Raw genomic sequence first — 18,082 nt, forward strand, 5'->3', positions numbered from 1 at the left:
GTGTTTGAATCAGGCGTTCGTTGAGTGTTCACGCGACTTCGGCCTTGATGGCCAGGGCATGGATGCCTCGGGGCATCAAATCGCGCAGGGCATCATACACAAGCCGGTGGCGCTGAACGGGGGACAAACCCCGGAAGCACGCCGCACGGATGCGCACCTCGAAGTGGGTGCCGGTGTCCTGGCCGTTGTGGCCTGCGTGGCCATGGTGCGCGGCGGTGTCGTCCCGCACGTCCAGCAGCTCGGGCTGCAGTGCAGCGCGCAAAACCGCGTCCATTTCGGCCGCGCTGACGGGCTCGATGGGCTCGACGGGCCCAGCAGCCCCAGGGTTGTGGTTCATGGTGTCCGCCCTCTGCTCAAGACCGCGAGCCCGACGCGGCGTCGCCGGCCGGCTCCAGCGCATGGCGAGACAGGTACACGCCCTGCGCCACGATGAACACCAGGGTCAGGGCCAGGGTGCCCCAGGTCTTGAAGGTCACCCAGGCGTCGGTGTCGTTGGCATACAGCACAAAGGCCACATACAGGTTCAAAAAGCCCATGGCCACAAAAAACACGGCCCAGGCCCAACCCACCCGCGTCCAGATGGCATCGGGCACGTCCAGTTGCCCCCCCATCATCTGGCGCAGCATGCGCTTTTTCAGAATCACCTCGGTGACCAGGAAACCCACCCCCATCATCCAGTACACCACCGTGGGCTTCCACATGATGAAGGCCTCGTTGTTGAACCACAGGGTCAAGGCGCCCAGGATGACCACGATGGCCAGGCTGGCCCACAGGATGCGATCGACAGGCTTGCGCAGGATCTTCAAGATGAGCACCTGCAGCACGGTGGCCACCACGACCACCACGGTGGCCAGCAACACTGGCGCTTGTTTGGCCATCACCACGCCATTGGCCACGGCAAAGCCCAGGTACTGGGTCAGCCATTCGGCGGTGGCGTCCTTGTGCCCCTCCGACCACTTGTAGCTCACGAAGAACAGGATGACGGGCAGCAGATCAAGCAAAAACTTCATGGACATGGCCCGCCTGGGGCCCCTGGTGAACGGTGGTGGCTGTATGAACCTATGGACATGGCAGCGTTCAGCTCACGCGCCAGCGTCCTCCGGGCTGAAGTCTATCGCGACGGAGTTGATGCAGTAGCGCTCGCCCGTGGGCTCGGGGCCGTCGTCAAACACGTGGCCCAGGTGGGCCCCGCATTGCCGGCAGCGCACCTCCACGCGCACCATGCCATGGCTGGTGTCCAGCACCCGCTCGATGGCCTCGTCATTCACGGCCGCCCAATAGCTGGGCCAGCCACAGCCGGCATCGAACTTGGTGTGCGACTCGAACAGGCGCGTGCCGCAGCAGATGCAGTGGTAGATGCCGTTGTCAAAGTGGTCCCAGAACCGCCCGGTGAACGGGCGCTCGGTGGCCGCGTGGCGGGTCACCTGGTAGCTCAGGGGGTCCAGTTGGGCGCGCCATTCGGCATCACTTTTGCGCACCGGGTAGTTGTGATCGTCGCTCATGATGAACAGGACACCTCGATGGATTGCGCCCAACTGGGCGGAAAATCAGCGTCGGCCTCGCAGCCGACCTGCTCGTCAAAAGGCGTTTGCAGCACGCGGTGCAAACGCCGCACCTCGCTGTCGTCACCATCTTGCGCACGGCGGATCGCGGTTTCTGCCAGGTGGTTGCGCAACACATAAAGCGGATTCACACCACGCATGCGCTGCGCACGCTCCGCGTCCACCGACCCTTCGGCCCGCAGGCGGCTGGCGTAACGAAGGGCCCACGCATCGAAGGCATCCCGGTCCATGAACAGATCGCGGATGGCCGCATTGACCGGGCCTCCATCGGCACCCGGCACCGCACGGCTGTCAAACCCTGACAGGCGCCGGAAGGTGATCGTGAAATCAGCCTGGTTGGCCGCCATGAGCTGCAAAAGGTCCAGCACGAGCGTGCGATCGTCGTCCTGGCTCGTCGTCAGGCCCAGCTTGTCCATCCAGCGGGCGTGCATGGCCTGCACGAACACGTCCTCATAGCGCTGCAACACCTCCACCACCGCCGACACACTGTCCTCGCCCCGGGGCAAGAGGGCCAGCAGCGCCTGGGCCAGTGCGCGCAGGTTCCAGTAGCCGATCTGCGGCTGGTTGTTCCAGCTGTAGCGTCCCTGGTGGTCCGAGTGGTTGCAGATGTGATCGGGATCGAACGCGTCCATGAACCCGAATGGACCGTAATCGATGGTCAGGCCCAGGATGGACATGTTGTCGGTGTTCATGACCCCGTGGCAAAAGCCCACCGCCTGCCATGCCGCCATCAGCCCTGCGGTTCGCTCCACCACGCGCTGCAACAGCGCCAGCACAGGCTGCGGGTGGCCCTGCAGGTCTGGCTCGTGGTGCGTGATCACAAAATCCACCAAGGCCTGCAGGCTGTGCAAGGCGGGCGTCTGCCCATCGCCGCTGCGCGCATAGGCAAAGTGCTCGAAGTGCCCGAAGCGGATGAACGAGGGGGCCACTCGCGTGACCACCGCGGCGGTTTCCACCGACTCGCGCACCACCGGGTGAGGTGAGGCCGTCAGGCACAAGGCCCGCGTGGTGGGGATGCCCAGACCATGCATGGCTTCGCTGCACAGGTACTCACGAATGGACGAGCGCAACACGGCACGCCCGTCGGCACGCCGTGAATAAGGCGTCATGCCGGCCCCTTTGAGCTGCAATTCTTGCGGCCCGAGCGGGGTGTCGATCTGGCCCAGGGTCAGGGCCCGGCCATCTCCCAGCTGGCCCGCCCAGACACCAAACTGGTGGCCGGAGTACACCGAGCTGAACGGGACCATGCCCGGCCACACCGCATTGCCGCTGAACACCTGCAAGGCGTCGTGGTGCTCGGCCCAATCCTCTGGCCAACCCAGTGCGGTGGCCAGCGCCGGGTTGGTGGCCACCCAGCGGGGTTGAGGCAATGGCGTGGCCTGCCAGGGTGTGCCCAGCCCCAGCCCGCCGTCCGCAACGACCCGTTCGTGCAGGCGCACCAACTGGTTCGCCCAGGCCTCGGGTTGCTGTGCGGGATGACGGGAAGAGATCAAGGTCATGTCGTCCAGTGTAGACAAGCCCCCCTGTCCCTGGGGGCCCCTGGGCCTTTGTGTGCCGTGCCGTCATGGTGTTCCCCTAAGATGTCCGTTTTCCAACTGACAGGACAGGACAAGCCCGTGGATCTGGTGGTGTTCGTGAAATCAGCCCTGATGGGCATCGTGGAAGGCTTGACCGAGTTCCTGCCCATCTCCAGCACCGGACACCTGATCCTGGCCAACGCCTTGATGGGGTTTGCAGACTCGGTGGGCGCAGAAAAGGCCAAGGTGTTCGAGATCGCCATCCAGACCGGCGCCATCCTGGCGGTCATCCTGGTGTATCTGCAAAAGATCACCGACACGGTCAAAGGCCTCGGCTCTGATCCGCAGGCTCAGCGCTTTGCCATCAACGTCATCGTGGGCTTTCTGCCTGCCGTGGTCATGGGCCTGCTGATCGGCAAGGCCATCAAGGCGCACCTCTTCACCCCCACGGTCGTGGCCGTGGCGTTCATCGTGGGCGGCTTCATCATCATGTGGGCCGAGCGCCTGGCGGCACGCAACCCGCGGTCCCGCGTTGAAACGGTGGACGACATGACACTGTCCGACGCCGTCAAGGTGGGGCTGATCCAGTGCCTGGCCATGATCCCGGGCACCAGCCGCTCAGGCGCCACCATCATTGGCGGCATGTTGATGGGCTTGTCGCGCAAGGCCTCGACCGACTACAGCTTCTTCCTGGGCATTCCCACGCTGGTGGGTGCGGGCGTCTACAGCCTGTACAAAGAGTGGGACATCATGAGCGTGGCCGATCTGCCCTCGTTCATGACGGGTCTGGTGTTCGCTTTCCTGTCGGCCTGGGTGTGCGTGCGCTGGCTGATCCGTTATGTGTCAAGCCACACGTTCATCCCGTTTGCCTGGTACCGCATCGCCTTCGGCATCCTCATCCTGGTCACGGCCCACATGGGCTGGGTCACCTGGCAGGAATGAGCCTCAGACACCACGCTCTGAACACCTTGCTGACGCCTGATCCGGCCGCCAAGGCTGCCCAGGCGCAAGCGCTGCAGGCCGAGTGCCTGAGCCACCCCACCCTGCTGGACGACGCGGTGTGCCAGGAGCGCCTGGCCCTGAACGCCGCGCAACAGGCCGCCATGCCGGGACGTCCGGTGCGCCCCCACTTGGTGCCGGCCAAGCAGGTGCCCTCGCGCAGCCCCTTCACGGACGAGGGGCGTGCGGCCCTGCTGCACGCCATCTGCCACATCGAGTTCAATGCCATCAACTTGGCGCTGGATGCGGTGTGGCGCTTTGACGGCATGCCGACCTTGTTCTACCAGGACTGGCTGCGCGTGGCCAGTGAAGAGGCACTGCACTTCACCCTGTTGCGCCAACACCTGCAGGCCATGGGCTGGGACTACGGCGACTTTGACGCGCACGATGGTCTGTGGACCATGTGCGAGCGCACCGCCGACGACATCGTGGCCCGCATGGCCCTGGTGCCCCGCACCCTGGAAGCCCGGGGCCTGGACGCCACCCCCCTGATCCAGGAGAAACTGAACCGCGCCGGTGACCACGCCGCCGTGCAGATCCTGGACATCATCCTGCGCGACGAGGTGGGGCATGTGGCCGTGGGCAACCACTGGTTTCATCACCTGTGCCGGCAGCGTGGGCTGGACGCCGTCACCCTGTATCCCCAGTTGGTTCGCCAGTACGAGGCGCCTCGGCTGCGACCGCCCTTCAATGAGGCAGCGCGCAAGGCGGCGGGCTTCACCGACGAAGAAATGGCGTTTTTGCTGGGCGTGGACTGACGCCGCCCGTCCAGGCGCGGCTCACCCCCGCGGATGGTGTCGCTCGTGCAACTGCCGCAAGCGCTCTCGCGCTACGTGGGTGTAGACCTGGGTGGTTGAAATGTCGGCGTGCCCCAGCAGCAACTGCACCACACGCAAGTCGGCTCCGTGGTTGAGCAAGTGCGTGGCAAAGGCGTGGCGCAGCGTGTGGGGAGACAGGGCTTGCCGGATGCCTGCCTGAACGGCCAGTTGCTTGATGCGTTTCCAGAACATCTGGCGTGTCATGGCCGCGCCGCGCACCGTCACGAACAGATCATCCGACTGCCGGCCCGCCAGTATCTCTGGCCGTGCCGACGCCAGGTAACGAGTCAGGCACAAGCCGGCCTCTTCACCGAAGGGCACCAGTCGCTCCTTGCTGCCCTTGCCAGTCACACGCACCACCCCTTCGGGCAGCATCACCTGCCAGTGCTGCAAGGTCACGAGTTCGCTCACGCGCAGTCCGCTGGCATACAGCAGCTCCAGCATGGCGCGGTCGCGCAGGCCCAGCGCCTGCTGTGTGTCCGGGGCCGCCAGCAAGGCCTCCACCTGGGCCTCGGTCAAGGTGCCCGGCAGGCGAGAAGGCAGGCGTGGCGCCGCCAGGCGCAAGGTCGGGTCTTCGGTGATCAGGTGCTCGCGCACCGCCCACTTGAAGAACCGGCGGAAGGTGCTCAAACGCCGCCCCGCCGAGCTGGGTCGGGTGTCGGCATGGCGGGCGACGCTGTACGCGTGAAGGTCCGGTTCGCGAACCTCACACAAGAGCCGGGCGCCACCATCCTGGCTCGCCAACCATGTCAGCAGGCCCGTCAAATCCCTGCGGTAGGCGGCCAGGGTGTTGTCGCTGAGCCCAGCTTCCAGCCACAAGGCTTGCAGAAAGCGGTCCAGCACCGGGTCGTCACCCGACCCCAGCCCCGGCCCCCTGGCGCGGATCATGTCTTCACGCCACCGCGCATGAGCCCGTCTTTCATGCGCTGGTCGATCGCGTGATCACCAATGAACACCTTGAGCACGGCACGGTACAGGTCCTCACCCGGCTGCAGCCGGCCGACCGGCACCCCGTTTTTTCGCAACATCACGCCCTGGTCGGGCACGTAATCCAGGTCGATCACATCGCCGGCCTTCAGGGTGCCCATGGCATCGATGTCGGCGGTGAGCGCCTCCAGCCTGGGCGCCAGCTTTTGATGCACCGCGGGGGGCTCATGTCGGCGCACCCGCCGGTTGAGCGACTTGCTCAACTCGGCCGCTGGCGCCTCCAGCATCACCTTCAACTGCAAGCGCTTGGGGCCAGGCATGCTGAGGGCCACGCCCGCATCACGGGTGGTGGACGGCAGGTACAAGCCGGCCACGAAGGCCTTGATCCACGCCACGCCCCGCAAGCCCAAACCATTGAGGCGCAAGGTGCGGTCGGCGAGCTGCACCGTGGGCTCAAAGCGCTGCCCCTCGAGCGTGGCCGCCTGCGCCATGCCAACGCCCACCACGGGCACGGGCAACAAACCCGTCACCCCCGCCAGCCCCCCGAGGGCCACCAGCAACCACTTGGCTGCATGCTGTTTGAACCAGTGCATCCACACTCCTTGCAGGGCCGATCAGCCCCGTTCAATCCTCAACGCACCGCACATGGGCATTGTGGACAGGGTTTACAAGGGATTTACACCCGACACGTCACAACGCACGATGTGATTTTCACGCCAGACAAGCACCATGCCCACGCTATACGACTTCACCATGGCCCCCAGCCCCCGGCGCGCCCGCATCCTGCTGAGTGAGAAAGGCATCGCGCACGACACCGTGCAAGTGAATCTGGTCACCGGAGAACACCTCGGGGAGGCCTTCCGGGCCATCAATCCTCAATGCACGGTGCCCGCACTGGTGCTGGACGACGGCACGGTGCTGCAAGACAACGCAGCCATCATCGCCTGGGCCGAAGCGGTGCAACCTGACCCACCCCTGCTGGGGCGCAACCCCACTGAAAAAGCCCTGGTGGCCAGCTGGAACGCGCGTCTGGAATACGAAGGCCTGCTGGCGGTGGCCGAAGCCTTCCGCAACACCAGCCCTGCCATGAAAGACCGCGCCTTGACGGGGGCGGCCAATGTGGCGCAGATTCCGGAGCTCGCTCAACGCGGTCTGGACCGTGCGCATCGCTTCTTTCGTGTGCTGGACGACCACCTGGCCACACGCGATCACGTGGCCATTGACACTTTCAGCCTGGCCGACATCACGGCCGTGGTGCTGGTGGATTTTGCGCGGGTCATCAAGTTCAAACCCGGGCCAGACCACCCGCACCTGTTGCGCTGGCGCACGAACCTGGCCCAGCGCCCCAGCCTGAGCGCCTGATCAGCGGGCGCTGCTGTTGAACTCGCGGCGGGCCGCCTCCATGGCCTGCTCCAGCTTGGCTTCGGTGCGCGTGGTGGCGTCACCTTGCGCCTCCCACTCCATGAAGGCGCCGGCCATGCGCCGCTTCCATTCGGTTTCTCTGGTCAGCTTGGCAATCGCCACCTCGCTGTCGGCTTCGGGCACGAGCATGGCGATTTCAGCCTGCCACTGCGTCAGTTGCGAGGTGCGTTTGGCATCGTCGGTTTCCAGCTCGGCGATCAAGGCCGCCCCCATGAACGCCGACTCCATCAGCGTGAACTCGCCCGACTTGACGCGCTGAGGCAGTTCGGCCTTCAGGGATTCAGCGATGCGGCGGCGCGCCATCGCGTCTTTTTCCTGGTCCAGGGTCTGCATCTTTTCAAAATCACGCTGGTACCTGACCAGGCCCACCAATTGACGAGCGTCTTCCTTGCTCATGCCCATGCGCCCCATGACCGCCAGCAGGGTTTCCCAGTCTTCCGGCCCCACCCCGTCCGGGCGGGCGTCCGCCAAAGACGGGCCAGACGCCATGGGCAGCGGCGCGGGCGCATCGCCCACCCCGGCGACAGGCCACAGGCCCTGACCGGCGGCGGGTGTGTTGCTGGTGTCGTCGGTCGTGGGCGCACGCCCCCCCGACCACCAGATTCCGGCCCCCACGGCCAGTGCCAGCGCCACGCCAGCCACCATGAACGATTTTGAGGAAGAATTCTGGTACTTGATCATCAAACAGCCTGGGTCAGGAAACGAGGACACGCCTTCAACTCTCCATTGTGAGTTCAAGTCGGCGCGTTTGTTCAATTCATCGTCCCCCAGGAAAACACCCATGCCCCTGACCGCCGCGCTCATTCGGCCCATGTTGACATCCGACCTTGACGCGGTGATGCGCATCCAGGCCACGTGCCACCTGCCGGATTACCATGAGCCCCGCGAGGCCTTTGCCAACAAGCTTGCCCAGGCACCCGATGGCGCCTGGGTGGCCGAGCAGCACGGCCAGGTCAGCGCCTACCTCTGGTGTCTGCCGATCGATGAAGACCACCTGCCCGTGCTGCACGCCAGCGACTGGCAGGCGCCACGCCAGCCTCGCTGGCTTTACCTGCATGACCTGGCGGTGGCCCCCGAGGCGCGTGGCACCGGCGCCGGCCACCGCCTGGTGGCACAGGCCGCCGCATTGGCCCATCGATGGGCCCTGGAGGGACTGGCCCTGGTGGCCGTAGGCGACGCCCATGCTTACTGGCACCGACAAGGCTTTCAAGCCGTGGCGCTGAGCCACCCAGGCCTGCAGCGCAGCCTCAGCAGCTTTGGCACAAACGCCCGATTCATGATCCGGATCAAGCTCGACGCTTGACCCCTGCGTGCCCCCATGCCAAGCTCAAAAGCATGCGGACACGAGACTGTTCAGGAGTCGGTGATGAGTGAGTGCCCTCCTCAAGACATGGGCTGGGACGATTGGGTTCGGGCCCTGGACCGTCAGGTGCATGGTGACATCGGGCAGTTGATGAGCGGCATCTCGCCCATCCAGACCAGCTTGGTCTACCTGGACTGGCTGTCTCACCTTCTGATCTCTCCAGGCAAGCAACTGGACCTGCTCAAGCAGGCAGGCGACGACGTCGCGCAAGCCGCCGCCGACCTGACGCACGCCAGGCAAGCCACCGATCAGCACGGATGGCCAGCCCGGTTGCCCGACCGGCGCTTTGCCAGCGAGGCTTGGCAACAGTGGCCCTTCAACGTCTACGCCCAAGGTTTTCACCTGATGGAGCGCGCGTGGCACCGCGCCACCCACGGTGTGCCTGGCTTGAATCACCGGCATGAAGACATCGCGGCCTTCGCCGCCCGCCAATGGCTGGACGTCTTCAACCCGGCCAACATCCCCTGGTTGAACCCGGATGTGCTCTCGGCCACGGCCACCGAAGGCGGCGCCAACCTCGTGAGAGGCGCGATGAACTGGGCCGATGATGCCCAGCGCCTGGTGCGCGGGCTCCCGCCAGCGGGCACCGAGGCCTACAAGCCCGGAGACAACGTGGCCATCACCCCGGGCAAGGTGGTCTTGCGCAACGACCTGATCGAGTTGATTCAGTACAGCCCGACCACCGAGGTCGTGCACCCCGAGCCCGTACTCATCGTGCCGGCCTGGATCATGAAGTACTACATCCTTGACCTGTCGCCCCACAACTCCATGGTGAAGTACCTGGTGGATCAGGGGCACACCGTGTTCATGATCTCGTGGAAAAACCCCACGCTGGAAGACCGTTGCAAAGGCCTGGAGGATTACCGACAGCAGGGCGTGATGGCCGCACTGGACACCATTGGGCGCATCGTGCCCGATCAGAAGGTGCACGCCACCGGCTACTGCCTGGGCGGCACGCTGTTGATGATCGCCGCCGCCACCATGGGCCGCGATCGCGACGACCGGCTGGCCTCGATGACGCTGCTGGCCGCCCAGGGTGACTTCACCGAGGCGGGCGAGTTGCTCATGTTCATCAACGAGAGCGAGGTGGAACTCATCGAATCGATGATGGCCCAGCAGGGCTACCTCAAGGGCTCGCAGATGGCCGGCACCTTCCAGTTGCTGCACGCCGACGACCTGATCTGGTCGCGCGCCTTGAACCACTACCTGTTGGGCCAGCGTGATCGCCCCAACGACCTCATGGCCTGGAACGCCGACACCACGCGCATGCCCTACCGCATGCACTCTGAATACCTGCACAAGCTCTTTCTGGACAACGAGCTCTCGCGCGGGCGCTACGAGGTCGATGGCAAGCCCATCTGGTTCACGGACATCCGGGTGCCCTGCTTTGCCGTGGGCACGGTCACCGACCACGTGGCGCCGTGGAAGTCGGTCTACAAGCTGCACCTGCTGCCGCTGGACGTCACCTTCGTGCTCACCAGCGGCGGCCACAACGCCGGCATCGTCAGCGAGCCCGGCCACAAGGGCCGCCACTTCCAGTTGCACCACCGCCCCCCCACCGAGGCGTATGTCTCGCCCGAGCGTTGGCAGGCCAGCGTGCCCCACACCGAAGGCTCGTGGTGGCCGCAATGGCAGGCCTGGCTGGCACAGCACTCTGGCGCGCCCACCTCACCACCCCGCATGGGACTGCCCGGACGCCGTCGCAAACTGCCCGACGCGCCCGGACACTACGTGCTCCAGCCCTGAGCCCCTGCACCCCACAAACAAACAGGCCGCGAAGGTTGCCCCTCGCGGCCTGCTTTGAAGATCAGATCAATTCAGATCAGTTCTTCGACTGGTCCACCAGCTTGTTCTTGGCGATCCAGGGCATCATGGCGCGCAGCTCGGCACCGACCGTCTCGATCGGGTGAGCAGCGTTCAGGCGACGGCGAGCGGTCATGCTCGGGTAGTTCGTCTTGCCTTCCAGGATGAACATCTTGGCGTATTCGCCGGTCTGGATGCGCTTCAGCGCGTTGCGCATGGCTTCGCGCGACTTCTCGTTGATCACTTCCACGCCCGTCACGTACTCACCATACTCGGCGTTGTTCGAGATGGAGTAGTTCATGTTGGCGATGCCGCCTTCGTACATCAGGTCGACGATCAGCTTCAGCTCGTGCAGGCACTCGAAGTAGGCCATTTCAGGTGCGTAGCCGGCTTCGGTCAGGGTCTCAAAACCCATCTTCACCAGCTCCACAGCGCCACCGCACAGCACGGCCTGTTCGCCGAACAGGTCGGTTTCGGTTTCTTCACGGAAGTTGGTTTCGATCACGCCACCCTTGGTGCCGCCGTTGGCAGCCGCGTACGACAGGGCGATGTCCTTGGCCTTGCCCGACACGTCCTGGTACACCGCGATGAGCGAAGGCACGCCGCCGCCCTTGAGGTACTCGGAGCGCACGGTGTGGCCAGGGCCCTTGGGGGCGACCATGATCACGTCCAGGTCAGCGCGGGGCACGACCTGGTTGTAGTGCACGTTGAAGCCGTGAGCAAACGCCAGCGTGGCACCCTTCTTGATGTTGGGGGCGACGTTGTTGTTGTACACCTCAGGGATGTTCTCGTCGGGCAGGAGGATCATCACCAGGTCGGCGGCCTTGACGGCCTCGTCGACTTCGGCAACCTTCAGGCCAGCGCCTTCGGCCTTGGACCACGAGGCACCGCCCTTGCGCAGGCCAACGGTCACGTTGACGCCGGAATCGCGCAGGTTCTGGGCGTGGGCATGGCCTTGCGAGCCGTAGCCAACGATGGTGACGTTCTTGCCCTTGATCAGGCTCAGATCAGCGTCTTTGTCGTAATAGACCTTCATGTGTGTAGCTCCGTCGGAAAAACTGTTGGTGGATTCAGGAAATAGCGGGAGGAGTGAGTAAGCGCCGTCGCGCCTTCTTCAGACGCGCAGGATGCGCTCGCCGCGCCCGATCCCGCTGGTCCCGGTGCGCACGGTTTCAAGGATGGCGGCGCGGTCGATCGCTTCGATGAAAGCGTCGAGCTTGGCGGAGTCGCCCGTGAGTTCGATGGTGTAGGTCTTGTCGGTGACGTCGATGATGCGGCCACGGAAGATGTCGGCCATGCGCTTCATCTCTTCACGCTCCTTGCCCACGGCGCGAACCTTGATGAGCATGAGTTCGCGCTCGGTGAAGGGGCCTTCAGAGAGATCGACCACCTTGACCACCTCGATGAGGCGGTTGAGGTGCTTGGTGATCTGCTCGATGACATCATCGGAGCCGGTGGTCACGATGGTCATGCGCGACAGCGAGGGGTCTTCGGTGGTGGCCACCGTCAGGCTCTCGATGTTGTAGCCACGGGCCGAGAAGAGGCCCACCACGCGGGACAGGGCGCCTGCCTCGTTTTCGAGCAGCAGGGCAATGACGTGTTTCATGGTGATCGTCCTTGGGGGGCTCCTGGGCCTGTCGGCGGTAACCGGCAGGCTGTGACCCCGGGTGCGATGTGAATAGGTTGGTGTGTTCAGCCACCGCTCAGGGCCTGGGCCCGACACGCCCCCGGCAAGGGGCGGCCTGCACAGACCGGTTGCGGCGCTGGGTGATTGACGACGGTGTCAGAGTTCCTCGGAGCCCAGCAGCATCTCGGAGATGCCCTTGCCCGCCTGCACCATCGGCCACACGTTTTCGGTGGGGTCGGTGCGGATGTCCAGGAACACGCTGCGATCTTTCAGCTTGATGGCTTCGCGCAGGGCGCCTTCCACATCCGAGGGACGCTCGATGAGCAGGCCCACGTGGCCATAGGCTTCGGCCAGCTTGACGAAGTCAGGCAGCGCGTCCATGTAGCTGTGCGAGTAGCGGCCGCCGTAATCCAGCTGCTGCCACTGGCGCACCATGCCCAGGTAGCGGTTGTTCAGCGAGAGCACCTTCACCGGGGTGTTGTACTGCAGGCAGGTGGAGAGCTCCTGGATGCACATCTGGATGGAGCCTTCGCCGGTGATGCAAAACACATCGGCATCGGGCTTGGCCAGCTTGATGCCCATGGCATAAGGCAGGCCCACGCCCATGGTGCCCAGACCGCCAGAGTTGATCCAGCGGCGCGGCTCATCGAACTTGAAGAACTGCGCGGCAAACATCTGGTGCTGGCCCACGTCGGAGGTGACGTAGTAGTCGGTGCCGCGGGTGAGCTCCCACAGCTTTTCAACCACCATCTGGGGTTTGATCACCTCGTCAGAGTGCTTGTACTTCAGGCAATCGCGCTTGCGCCACTCGTTGATCTGGCTCCACCAGGCGGCCAGGGCGTTCTGGTCAGGCTTGAGCTGCGACTCCTTGATCTGCGCCAGCATTTCCTGCAGCACGTCTTTCACGTCGCCCACGATGGGGATGTCGACCTTCACGCGCTTGGAGATGCTCGACGGATCGATGTCGATGTGGATGATCTTGCGTTCAACCTGGGCAAAGTGCTTGGGGTTGCCGATCACGCGGTCGTCGAAGCGGGCGCCCACGGCGATCACCACGTCGGCGTTCTGCATGGTCATGTTGGCCTCGTACGTGCCATGCATGCCCAGCATGCCCAGGAACTTGGGATCGGTGGCCGGGTAGGCACCCAAACCCATCAGGGTGTTGGTGCAGGGGTAGCCCAGCATGTCCACCAACTCACGCAACTCGGCGCAGGCCTCGGCCATGAGCACGCCGCCACCGGTGTAGATGTAGGGGCGCTTGGCGTTGAGCAACAACTGCACCGCCTTGCGGATCTGACCACCGTGGCCCTTGCGCACCGGGTTGTACGAGCGCATTTCCACGGTTTCGGGATAGTGGAAGGCGGTGGTCTTGAGCGACACATCCTTCGGAACATCCACCACCACGGGGCCCGGACGGCCGGTGCGCGCAATGTGGAAAGCCTTCTTCATCGTGGCGGCCAGATCGGCCACGTCCTTGACGAGGAAGTTGTGCTTGACGATGGGGCGGGTGATGCCGACGGTGTCGCACTCCTGGAAGGCGTCCAGGCCGATGGCGGCCGTGGGCACCTGACCCGTGATGATCACCATCGGGATGGAGTCCATGTAGGCCGTGGCGATGCCCGTGATGGCGTTGGTGACGCCAGGGCCCGAGGTGACCAGGGCCACGCCGACGTCGCCGGTGGCGCGGGCATAGCCGTCAGCGGCATGCACAGCGGCCTGTTCGTGGCGCACGAGCACGTGCTCGATCGTGTCTTGTTTGTACAGCGCGTCGTAGATGTACAGCACGGCGCCGCCGGGGTAGCCCCAGATGAACTTGACGTTTTCGGCTTGGAGGCAGCGGACCAGGATGTCCGAGCCGTTGAGGACTTCGCCAGAGGGCGAAGCGGCGTTGGCGTCGGCCGTGCCGGCGCGTTTCATGTCCGCAGACGAGATTTCCATGATGGATGACCTTTCAGATTTTCTCTAACGAAAAACGATCGGTGCCCCTCCACACGGGCCGCTCCAGTCAAGGAACAACCAGCAGCACTGCGACCACGGATGGCCGTGTGCTCGCCCTTGTGAGGCGGTTTTGGAGCCTGCGCGGCCCGCTCGGATGGTCGGTTGACACACCCGCGCCAAGCCAGATCGAGATGGCGCAAAACGTCGATTATCGCATTCCTGAGAGGCAATTCAAGTTTTCCCCAGGGCGCCCCCCCAGGGTCGGCGGCCCGATGCCATAATCCGCCGGCTTTCACCCTGTTCGGCCACCGACCCGACACCGCCGGGCCGCCGCCAGCACCTCCCGCCCCTGACCTGACGTTGACCTTGAGTTCTGCCCCCTCCCCAGACCAGGCTGCTTTGCTGGACGACTTTCTCAAAGGCGTGGAGCGTCGGGCCTTCAAACGCACCGCTTATGCCGTGCGGGACGACGACGCGGCGCTGGACATCGTCCAGGACGCGATGATCCGTCTGGTGCAAAGCTACGGCGACCGGCCGGCGACCGAATGGCCCATGCTGTTTCAGCGCATCTTGTCGAACGCGACACTGGACTGGTTTCGCCGCCAGAAGGTCCGCAACGCCGTGATGATGAACCTCGGCGACTTCGAAGCCGAGGACAGCGACGACGAGCACGGCGGCTTTGACCTGCTGTCGGCCCTGCGGGTGGACGATCAACTGGCCGAAGGGGCTGACGACGGCGCCAGCCGCACCCAGGTGCTGGCCCAGATCGAAGAAGAGATCCAGCGACTGCCGGCACGTCAACGGGAGGCCTTCCTGCTGCGTTACTGGGAAGAGATGGATGTGGCCGAGACCGCCGCGATCATGGGTTGCTCCGAAGGGAGCGTGAAAACCCACTGTTCACGGGCGGTCCAGGCCCTGGCTCGCGCCCTGCAATCTCGTGGGATCACATTGTGAACAAATTGGACAACCTCTCTGACGCACGCGCCGAGGCCCTGGAGGCCCGGTTCGCCCTGCGCGTGGGTGCCCGACTTCACGAGGGCGCCACGCAACTGCCGCACGACATCAGCGAGCGCTTGCGCGTGGCGCGGCTGCAGGCGCTGGACGGGCTGGCTGCTGCCGCTCGGGCAGCCGAGCCCGCGCGCGTTGCGGTGGCCGCCGCCGATGCGGTGGGGCAGATTCAACTGGCGGGCGCAGGCCGTGGCAGCGACTGGTCGCTGGCCCCGTGGCAGGCGCCGCTGCACGATGACCCCCTGCCCTGGCGTTGGCGCCTGGCGTCCGTCCTGCCCGTGCTGGTGCTGGTGCTCGGCCTGTGGGGCATCCATGTGTGGCACAAGCAGGCGCAGGTGCAGGCGACCAGCGAGGTGGACATGGCCTTGCTCACGGACGACCTGCCGCCGGCTGCCTACGCCGACCCAGGTTTTGCCGAGTTCCTTCGCCAGCCCTCGGCACCCGAGCAGCCCCAGGCCCAAGACCTGCCCCTGCAGGTGGACGATCTGATCCAGGAAGCCCTGGAGCTGTCTGATCGGAGCCGCTCATGACGGGGTCGCACATGACGCCCGCACCCGCGCGAGGTGCCGGCCAGGCCGTGGCGAGATGGGGTCGGGTCATGGTGATGCTCTGCAGCCTGGGCTGCGCCACCGTGCTGGCCAACCCCCTGAACGCTTTGGGCGACGCCCCGGAGTGGCAGGCCCTGTCTGGCCAGCAACAGCGGGTGTTGGCCCCCTTGGCCAGCCAGTGGAATGCGATGGACGACACCAGCCGTGGCAAGTGGGCCGCCGTGGCCAGCCGGTACGACCAGCTCAGCCCGCCGGAACAACAACGGTTCAAGGAACGCCTGGCCGCCTGGGCCCGGATGGACCCGATTCGGCGTGGAGAAGCACGGGCGCGTTATCAGCAGGCGCAAGGCTTGAGCACCCAGGAGCGCCAGCGTCGCTGGCAGGCCTACCAGGCCTTGCCGCCACAAGAGCGGGAAGACCTGGCGCGCCAGGCGCAACGCCGCAGCCAGCCTGTGCGCTTGCCGGACCACCTGGCAGGCCCTCGCGAAATGGCCCAGCAAGAAGACTGGCGTCGCAAGCAGGAACGCCAGAACGATCCCCGCAAGACCAATGTCGTGCCCGCCGTGACCCCCAGTGCCCGGGTGTCTGGTCGCGTGGTGACCCCCACCACCGTCAAGGCCCCCCAGGGTGCCACCACCCGCCTGGTGACCGAACCGGCTTCACCCGCGCTGCACCAGCACACGGGACTGCCCAAGATCGCGGCCACGGACGGGTTCGTGGACCCTGTCACCTTGCTGCCCCGCAAGGGTGCACAAAGCACGGGCATGGTCGTCGCCCCTGGCCAGCGCAAGCGACACAGCGAGCCCTGATCCGAGGCACCAGGCTGCGCGCTCTGGTGTATCGTTGCGCGCTGTCTTGCCACCCCCTGCTGCTGCCCCATGTCGTTCTGGCGTCCGCCCACCTACCGTCCCCTCACGCCTGAAGAGTGCGTCGTGCGCGCCAGTGCCGTGGCGCCGAGCCTGCGACGGCGAATGACCTCGTTCATCTACGAAGGGGTCCTGCTGTTCGGCATCGTGGTGCCCGTGGCCCTGATTTATGGCGTGGTGACCGACCAACGGCACGCCTTGCACGGCCGGGCGGGCCTGGGCCTGACCTTGGCACTGGTGCTGTTGCTGTACTTTGGCTGGTGCTGGTTTCACACCGGACAGACATTGGCCATGAAAACCTGGCATTTGAAGCTGGTGACCGCCACGGGTGGCCGGCTCAGCCCCGCACAGGTGGCGTGGCGTTACCTGACGATGTGGACGTGGTTCGTGCCACCCATCCTGGCGGCTCAGTGGCTTCAGTGGCACAGCACCCGCCAAATCCTTGGCGCCATGGTGCTGTGGGTGGCGCTGTATGCGCTGTCGAGCTTCCTGTTGCCGCGCCGCCAGTTTTTGCACGACCTGCTGAGCGGCACCCGCGTGATCGACACGCGCCCTGACCTGCCCCAGGCCTGACCCACGTTTGCCCGATTTCGGACCCTGCCCATGACCTTGTCCTTGTGTGTGTACTGCGGCTCCCGTGATGGAGACCTTCCCTTGTTTCGCCAAAGTGCGGTGGACGTGGGCGACAGCATCGGCCGACGTGGCTGGCGTCTGGTCTACGGTGGCGGCAGCACCGGGCTGATGGGCGCCGTGGCCGATGCCGCCCTCCAGGCCGGCGCCGAGGTCTTGGGCGTCATCCCTGAAAAGCTGATGGTGCGCGAGATGGGCCACGGCGGCGTGACCGAACTGCAGGTGGTGGGCAACATGCACGAGCGCAAGCACCAGATGGCGCTGCACTCGGACGCCTTCGTGGCCTTGCCAGGCGGCATCGGCACGATGGAGGAAATCTTTGAGGTCTGGACTTGGCGTCAGCTGGGCTACCACCGCAAGGCGCTGGGCCTGCTCAACGTGGGCGGCTACTACGACGAGCTGTTGCGTTTCATCGAGCGCAGCAAAGACCATGGCTTTCTGTGGCCCGATGTGCAAGAGCTGCTGCTGGTGGACACCGATGCCGAACGCCTGCTGGACCGCCTGGCGGCCGAGGCGGATCGCCTGAAAACAAACACGCCACCGGATGAGGCCTTGGTGGCCTCGGGTGGCGTGTCGGATCAGATCTGAACGCGGCCAGCACGGCCGCGTGGATCACACGGCGGCTTCGTCGGTTTCGCCGGTGCGGATGCGCACCACCTGCTCGACGGGGGTGACGAAAATCTTGCCATCACCGATCTTGCCGGTCTTGGCGGCCTTCACGACGGCTTCGATGCAGCGGTCCACGTCGTCGTCCTTGACCACGACCTCCACCTTGACCTTGGGCAGGAAGTCCACGACGTACTCTGCGCCACGGTAGAGCTCGGTGTGCCCCTTCTGGCGGCCAAAGCCCTTCACTTCGGTCACGGTCAGGCCGGTCACACCCACTTCGGCCAAAGACTCACGAACTTCTTCGAGTTTGAAGGGCTTGATGATGGCGGTGATCTGTTTCATGGTGAAGCTCCAGAGTCAGGAAAAAGGTGGCGCGTGTTGCAGCGCAATGAACACTATTTAATCACGACTACCGCGATGTCGCGAGCACACCCCTGTCATCACG

General features: G+C 65.0%; 21 protein-coding genes. 10 read left to right on the forward strand and 11 right to left on the reverse strand.

Features of this window, described 5'->3' with window-relative positions:
* Nucleotides 1–28 precede the first annotated feature (28 nt).
* The 4 genes from WNB94_RS13370 to WNB94_RS13385 form a co-directional block, all read right to left on the reverse strand.
* Complete coding sequence (locus tag WNB94_RS13370) at nucleotides 29–337, reverse strand: BolA family protein (RefSeq protein ID WP_341390914.1); 309 nt, start codon at nucleotides 335–337, stop codon at nucleotides 29–31.
* Between the two features lie 16 nt (nucleotides 338–353).
* A complete protein-coding gene (locus WNB94_RS13375; RefSeq protein ID WP_341390915.1) occupies nucleotides 354–1,016 on the reverse strand; it encodes a septation protein A in 663 nt (220 codons plus the stop codon).
* A 66-nt stretch (nucleotides 1,017–1,082) separates the two neighbouring features.
* Complete coding sequence (gene msrB / locus WNB94_RS13380; protein ID WP_341390916.1) at nucleotides 1,083–1,502, reverse strand: peptide-methionine (R)-S-oxide reductase MsrB; 420 nt, start codon at nucleotides 1,500–1,502, stop codon at nucleotides 1,083–1,085.
* On the reverse strand, nucleotides 1,499–3,061 hold the full coding sequence (locus WNB94_RS13385) for a protein adenylyltransferase SelO (RefSeq protein WP_341390917.1): 1,563 nt from the start codon (nucleotides 3,059–3,061) through the stop codon (nucleotides 1,499–1,501). Before WNB94_RS13385 ends, msrB begins: the two co-directional genes overlap by 4 nt.
* An 81-nt stretch (nucleotides 3,062–3,142) precedes the next feature.
* On the opposite strand from WNB94_RS13385, the gene WNB94_RS13390 reads away from it, so the two are divergent.
* Together WNB94_RS13390 and WNB94_RS13395 are read left to right on the forward strand one after the other, a co-directional pair.
* Nucleotides 3,143–4,021 (forward strand): undecaprenyl-diphosphate phosphatase, encoded by an 879-nt coding sequence (locus tag WNB94_RS13390; protein WP_445819075.1) that lies wholly within the window; start codon nucleotides 3,143–3,145, stop codon nucleotides 4,019–4,021.
* A complete protein-coding gene (locus WNB94_RS13395) occupies nucleotides 4,018–4,836 on the forward strand; it encodes a ferritin-like domain-containing protein (protein ID WP_341390918.1) in 819 nt (272 codons plus the stop codon). Before WNB94_RS13390 ends, WNB94_RS13395 begins: the two co-directional genes overlap by 4 nt.
* 21 nt (nucleotides 4,837–4,857) lie before the next feature.
* Here the strand turns inward: WNB94_RS13395 and xerD are convergent, their stop codons facing one another.
* A complete protein-coding gene (xerD, locus tag WNB94_RS13400; protein ID WP_341390919.1) occupies nucleotides 4,858–5,784 on the reverse strand; it encodes a site-specific tyrosine recombinase XerD in 927 nt (308 codons plus the stop codon).
* Nucleotides 5,781–6,416 (reverse strand): chalcone isomerase family protein, encoded by a 636-nt coding sequence (locus WNB94_RS13405; protein WP_341390920.1) that lies wholly within the window; start codon nucleotides 6,414–6,416, stop codon nucleotides 5,781–5,783. The genes xerD and WNB94_RS13405 overlap by 4 nt, the downstream gene beginning before the upstream one ends.
* Nucleotides 6,417–6,552: 136 nt before the next feature.
* On the opposite strand from WNB94_RS13405, the gene WNB94_RS13410 reads away from it, so the two are divergent.
* The gene (locus WNB94_RS13410; protein ID WP_341390921.1) at nucleotides 6,553–7,185 is read left to right on the forward strand and encodes a glutathione S-transferase family protein; all 633 of its coding nucleotides are present in this window, start codon (nucleotides 6,553–6,555) and stop codon (nucleotides 7,183–7,185) included.
* Here WNB94_RS13410 and WNB94_RS13415 read toward each other — a convergent pair whose 3' ends face one another.
* The gene (locus WNB94_RS13415; protein WP_341390922.1) at nucleotides 7,186–7,956 is read right to left on the reverse strand and encodes a hypothetical protein; all 771 of its coding nucleotides are present in this window, start codon (nucleotides 7,954–7,956) and stop codon (nucleotides 7,186–7,188) included. It abuts the gene before it with no gap.
* Between the two features lie 70 nt (nucleotides 7,957–8,026).
* Here WNB94_RS13415 and WNB94_RS13420 point away from each other — a divergent pair, with 70 nt between their 5' ends.
* Entirely contained in the window at nucleotides 8,027–8,548 is a 522-nt protein-coding gene (locus tag WNB94_RS13420; protein ID WP_341390923.1) for a GNAT family N-acetyltransferase, read from the forward strand.
* 63 nt (nucleotides 8,549–8,611) lie between these two features.
* Nucleotides 8,612–10,354 (forward strand): PHA/PHB synthase family protein, encoded by a 1,743-nt coding sequence (locus WNB94_RS13425; protein ID WP_341390924.1) that lies wholly within the window; start codon nucleotides 8,612–8,614, stop codon nucleotides 10,352–10,354.
* Between the two features lie 76 nt (nucleotides 10,355–10,430).
* Here WNB94_RS13425 and ilvC read toward each other — a convergent pair whose 3' ends face one another.
* The 3 genes from ilvC to WNB94_RS13440 all read right to left on the reverse strand — a co-directional run bounded on the left by ilvC (nucleotide 10,431) and on the right by WNB94_RS13440 (nucleotide 13,976).
* Nucleotides 10,431–11,447 (reverse strand): ketol-acid reductoisomerase, encoded by a 1,017-nt coding sequence (gene ilvC, locus WNB94_RS13430; protein ID WP_341390925.1) that lies wholly within the window; start codon nucleotides 11,445–11,447, stop codon nucleotides 10,431–10,433.
* 78 nt (nucleotides 11,448–11,525) lie between these two features.
* The gene (gene ilvN / locus WNB94_RS13435) at nucleotides 11,526–12,017 is read right to left on the reverse strand and encodes an acetolactate synthase small subunit (protein WP_341390926.1); all 492 of its coding nucleotides are present in this window, start codon (nucleotides 12,015–12,017) and stop codon (nucleotides 11,526–11,528) included.
* A 177-nt stretch (nucleotides 12,018–12,194) separates the two neighbouring features.
* The gene (locus tag WNB94_RS13440; RefSeq protein ID WP_341390927.1) at nucleotides 12,195–13,976 is read right to left on the reverse strand and encodes an acetolactate synthase 3 catalytic subunit; all 1,782 of its coding nucleotides are present in this window, start codon (nucleotides 13,974–13,976) and stop codon (nucleotides 12,195–12,197) included.
* Between the two features lie 366 nt (nucleotides 13,977–14,342).
* Between WNB94_RS13440 and WNB94_RS13445 the strand changes: the two genes are divergently transcribed.
* The 5 genes from WNB94_RS13445 to WNB94_RS13465 all read left to right on the forward strand — a co-directional run bounded on the left by WNB94_RS13445 (nucleotide 14,343) and on the right by WNB94_RS13465 (nucleotide 17,616).
* A complete protein-coding gene (locus tag WNB94_RS13445; protein WP_341390928.1) occupies nucleotides 14,343–14,930 on the forward strand; it encodes an RNA polymerase sigma factor in 588 nt (195 codons plus the stop codon).
* A 5-nt stretch (nucleotides 14,931–14,935) separates the two neighbouring features.
* Complete coding sequence (locus tag WNB94_RS13450) at nucleotides 14,936–15,514, forward strand: DUF3619 family protein (protein ID WP_341390929.1); 579 nt, start codon at nucleotides 14,936–14,938, stop codon at nucleotides 15,512–15,514.
* Nucleotides 15,515–15,582: 68 nt separating this feature from the next.
* Entirely contained in the window at nucleotides 15,583–16,341 is a 759-nt protein-coding gene (locus tag WNB94_RS13455; protein WP_341390930.1) for a DUF3106 domain-containing protein, read from the forward strand.
* Between the two features lie 69 nt (nucleotides 16,342–16,410).
* Entirely contained in the window at nucleotides 16,411–16,971 is a 561-nt protein-coding gene (locus WNB94_RS13460) for an RDD family protein (RefSeq protein WP_341390931.1), read from the forward strand.
* Nucleotides 16,972–17,001: 30 nt separating this feature from the next.
* Nucleotides 17,002–17,616 carry an LOG family protein gene (locus WNB94_RS13465; protein ID WP_341390932.1) on the forward strand — a complete coding sequence of 205 codons (615 nt, stop codon included), beginning with the start codon at nucleotides 17,002–17,004 and terminating at the stop codon, nucleotides 17,614–17,616.
* A 24-nt stretch (nucleotides 17,617–17,640) separates the two neighbouring features.
* On the opposite strand, the gene WNB94_RS13470 is transcribed toward WNB94_RS13465, so the two are convergent.
* A complete protein-coding gene (locus tag WNB94_RS13470) occupies nucleotides 17,641–17,979 on the reverse strand; it encodes a P-II family nitrogen regulator (protein ID WP_341390933.1) in 339 nt (112 codons plus the stop codon).
* Nucleotides 17,980–18,082: the final 103 nt, after the last annotated feature.

The organism is Aquabacterium sp. A3, assembly GCF_038069945.1.
Classification (GTDB): domain Bacteria; phylum Pseudomonadota; class Gammaproteobacteria; order Burkholderiales; family Burkholderiaceae_C; genus Aquabacterium.

What these genes read in the sequence shown, in the direction of transcription:
- WNB94_RS13370 (WP_341390914.1), bottom strand. Translation starts at nt 337, where the DNA reads ATGAACCACAACCCTGGGGCTGCTGGGCCCGTCGAGCCCATCGAGCCC.
- WNB94_RS13375 (WP_341390915.1), bottom strand. Translation starts at nt 1,016, where the DNA reads ATGTCCATGAAGTTTTTGCTTGATCTGCTGCCCGTCATCCTGTTCTTC.
- msrB (WP_341390916.1), bottom strand. Translation starts at nt 1,502, where the DNA reads ATGAGCGACGATCACAACTACCCGGTGCGCAAAAGTGATGCCGAATGG.
- WNB94_RS13385 (WP_341390917.1), bottom strand. Translation starts at nt 3,061, where the DNA reads ATGACCTTGATCTCTTCCCGTCATCCCGCACAGCAACCCGAGGCCTGG.
- WNB94_RS13390 (WP_445819075.1), top strand. Translation starts at nt 3,143, where the DNA reads ATGTCCGTTTTCCAACTGACAGGACAGGACAAGCCCGTGGATCTGGTG.
- WNB94_RS13395 (WP_341390918.1), top strand. Translation starts at nt 4,018, where the DNA reads ATGAGCCTCAGACACCACGCTCTGAACACCTTGCTGACGCCTGATCCG.
- xerD (WP_341390919.1), bottom strand. Translation starts at nt 5,784, where the DNA reads ATGATCCGCGCCAGGGGGCCGGGGCTGGGGTCGGGTGACGACCCGGTG.
- WNB94_RS13405 (WP_341390920.1), bottom strand. Translation starts at nt 6,416, where the DNA reads ATGCACTGGTTCAAACAGCATGCAGCCAAGTGGTTGCTGGTGGCCCTC.
- WNB94_RS13410 (WP_341390921.1), top strand. Translation starts at nt 6,553, where the DNA reads ATGCCCACGCTATACGACTTCACCATGGCCCCCAGCCCCCGGCGCGCC.
- WNB94_RS13420 (WP_341390923.1), top strand. Translation starts at nt 8,027, where the DNA reads ATGCCCCTGACCGCCGCGCTCATTCGGCCCATGTTGACATCCGACCTT.
- WNB94_RS13425 (WP_341390924.1), top strand. Translation starts at nt 8,612, where the DNA reads ATGAGTGAGTGCCCTCCTCAAGACATGGGCTGGGACGATTGGGTTCGG.
- ilvC (WP_341390925.1), bottom strand. Translation starts at nt 11,447, where the DNA reads ATGAAGGTCTATTACGACAAAGACGCTGATCTGAGCCTGATCAAGGGC.
- ilvN (WP_341390926.1), bottom strand. Translation starts at nt 12,017, where the DNA reads ATGAAACACGTCATTGCCCTGCTGCTCGAAAACGAGGCAGGCGCCCTG.
- WNB94_RS13440 (WP_341390927.1), bottom strand. Translation starts at nt 13,976, where the DNA reads ATGGAAATCTCGTCTGCGGACATGAAACGCGCCGGCACGGCCGACGCC.
- WNB94_RS13455 (WP_341390930.1), top strand. Translation starts at nt 15,583, where the DNA reads ATGGTGATGCTCTGCAGCCTGGGCTGCGCCACCGTGCTGGCCAACCCC.
- WNB94_RS13460 (WP_341390931.1), top strand. Translation starts at nt 16,411, where the DNA reads ATGTCGTTCTGGCGTCCGCCCACCTACCGTCCCCTCACGCCTGAAGAG.
- WNB94_RS13465 (WP_341390932.1), top strand. Translation starts at nt 17,002, where the DNA reads ATGACCTTGTCCTTGTGTGTGTACTGCGGCTCCCGTGATGGAGACCTT.
- WNB94_RS13470 (WP_341390933.1), bottom strand. Translation starts at nt 17,979, where the DNA reads ATGAAACAGATCACCGCCATCATCAAGCCCTTCAAACTCGAAGAAGTT.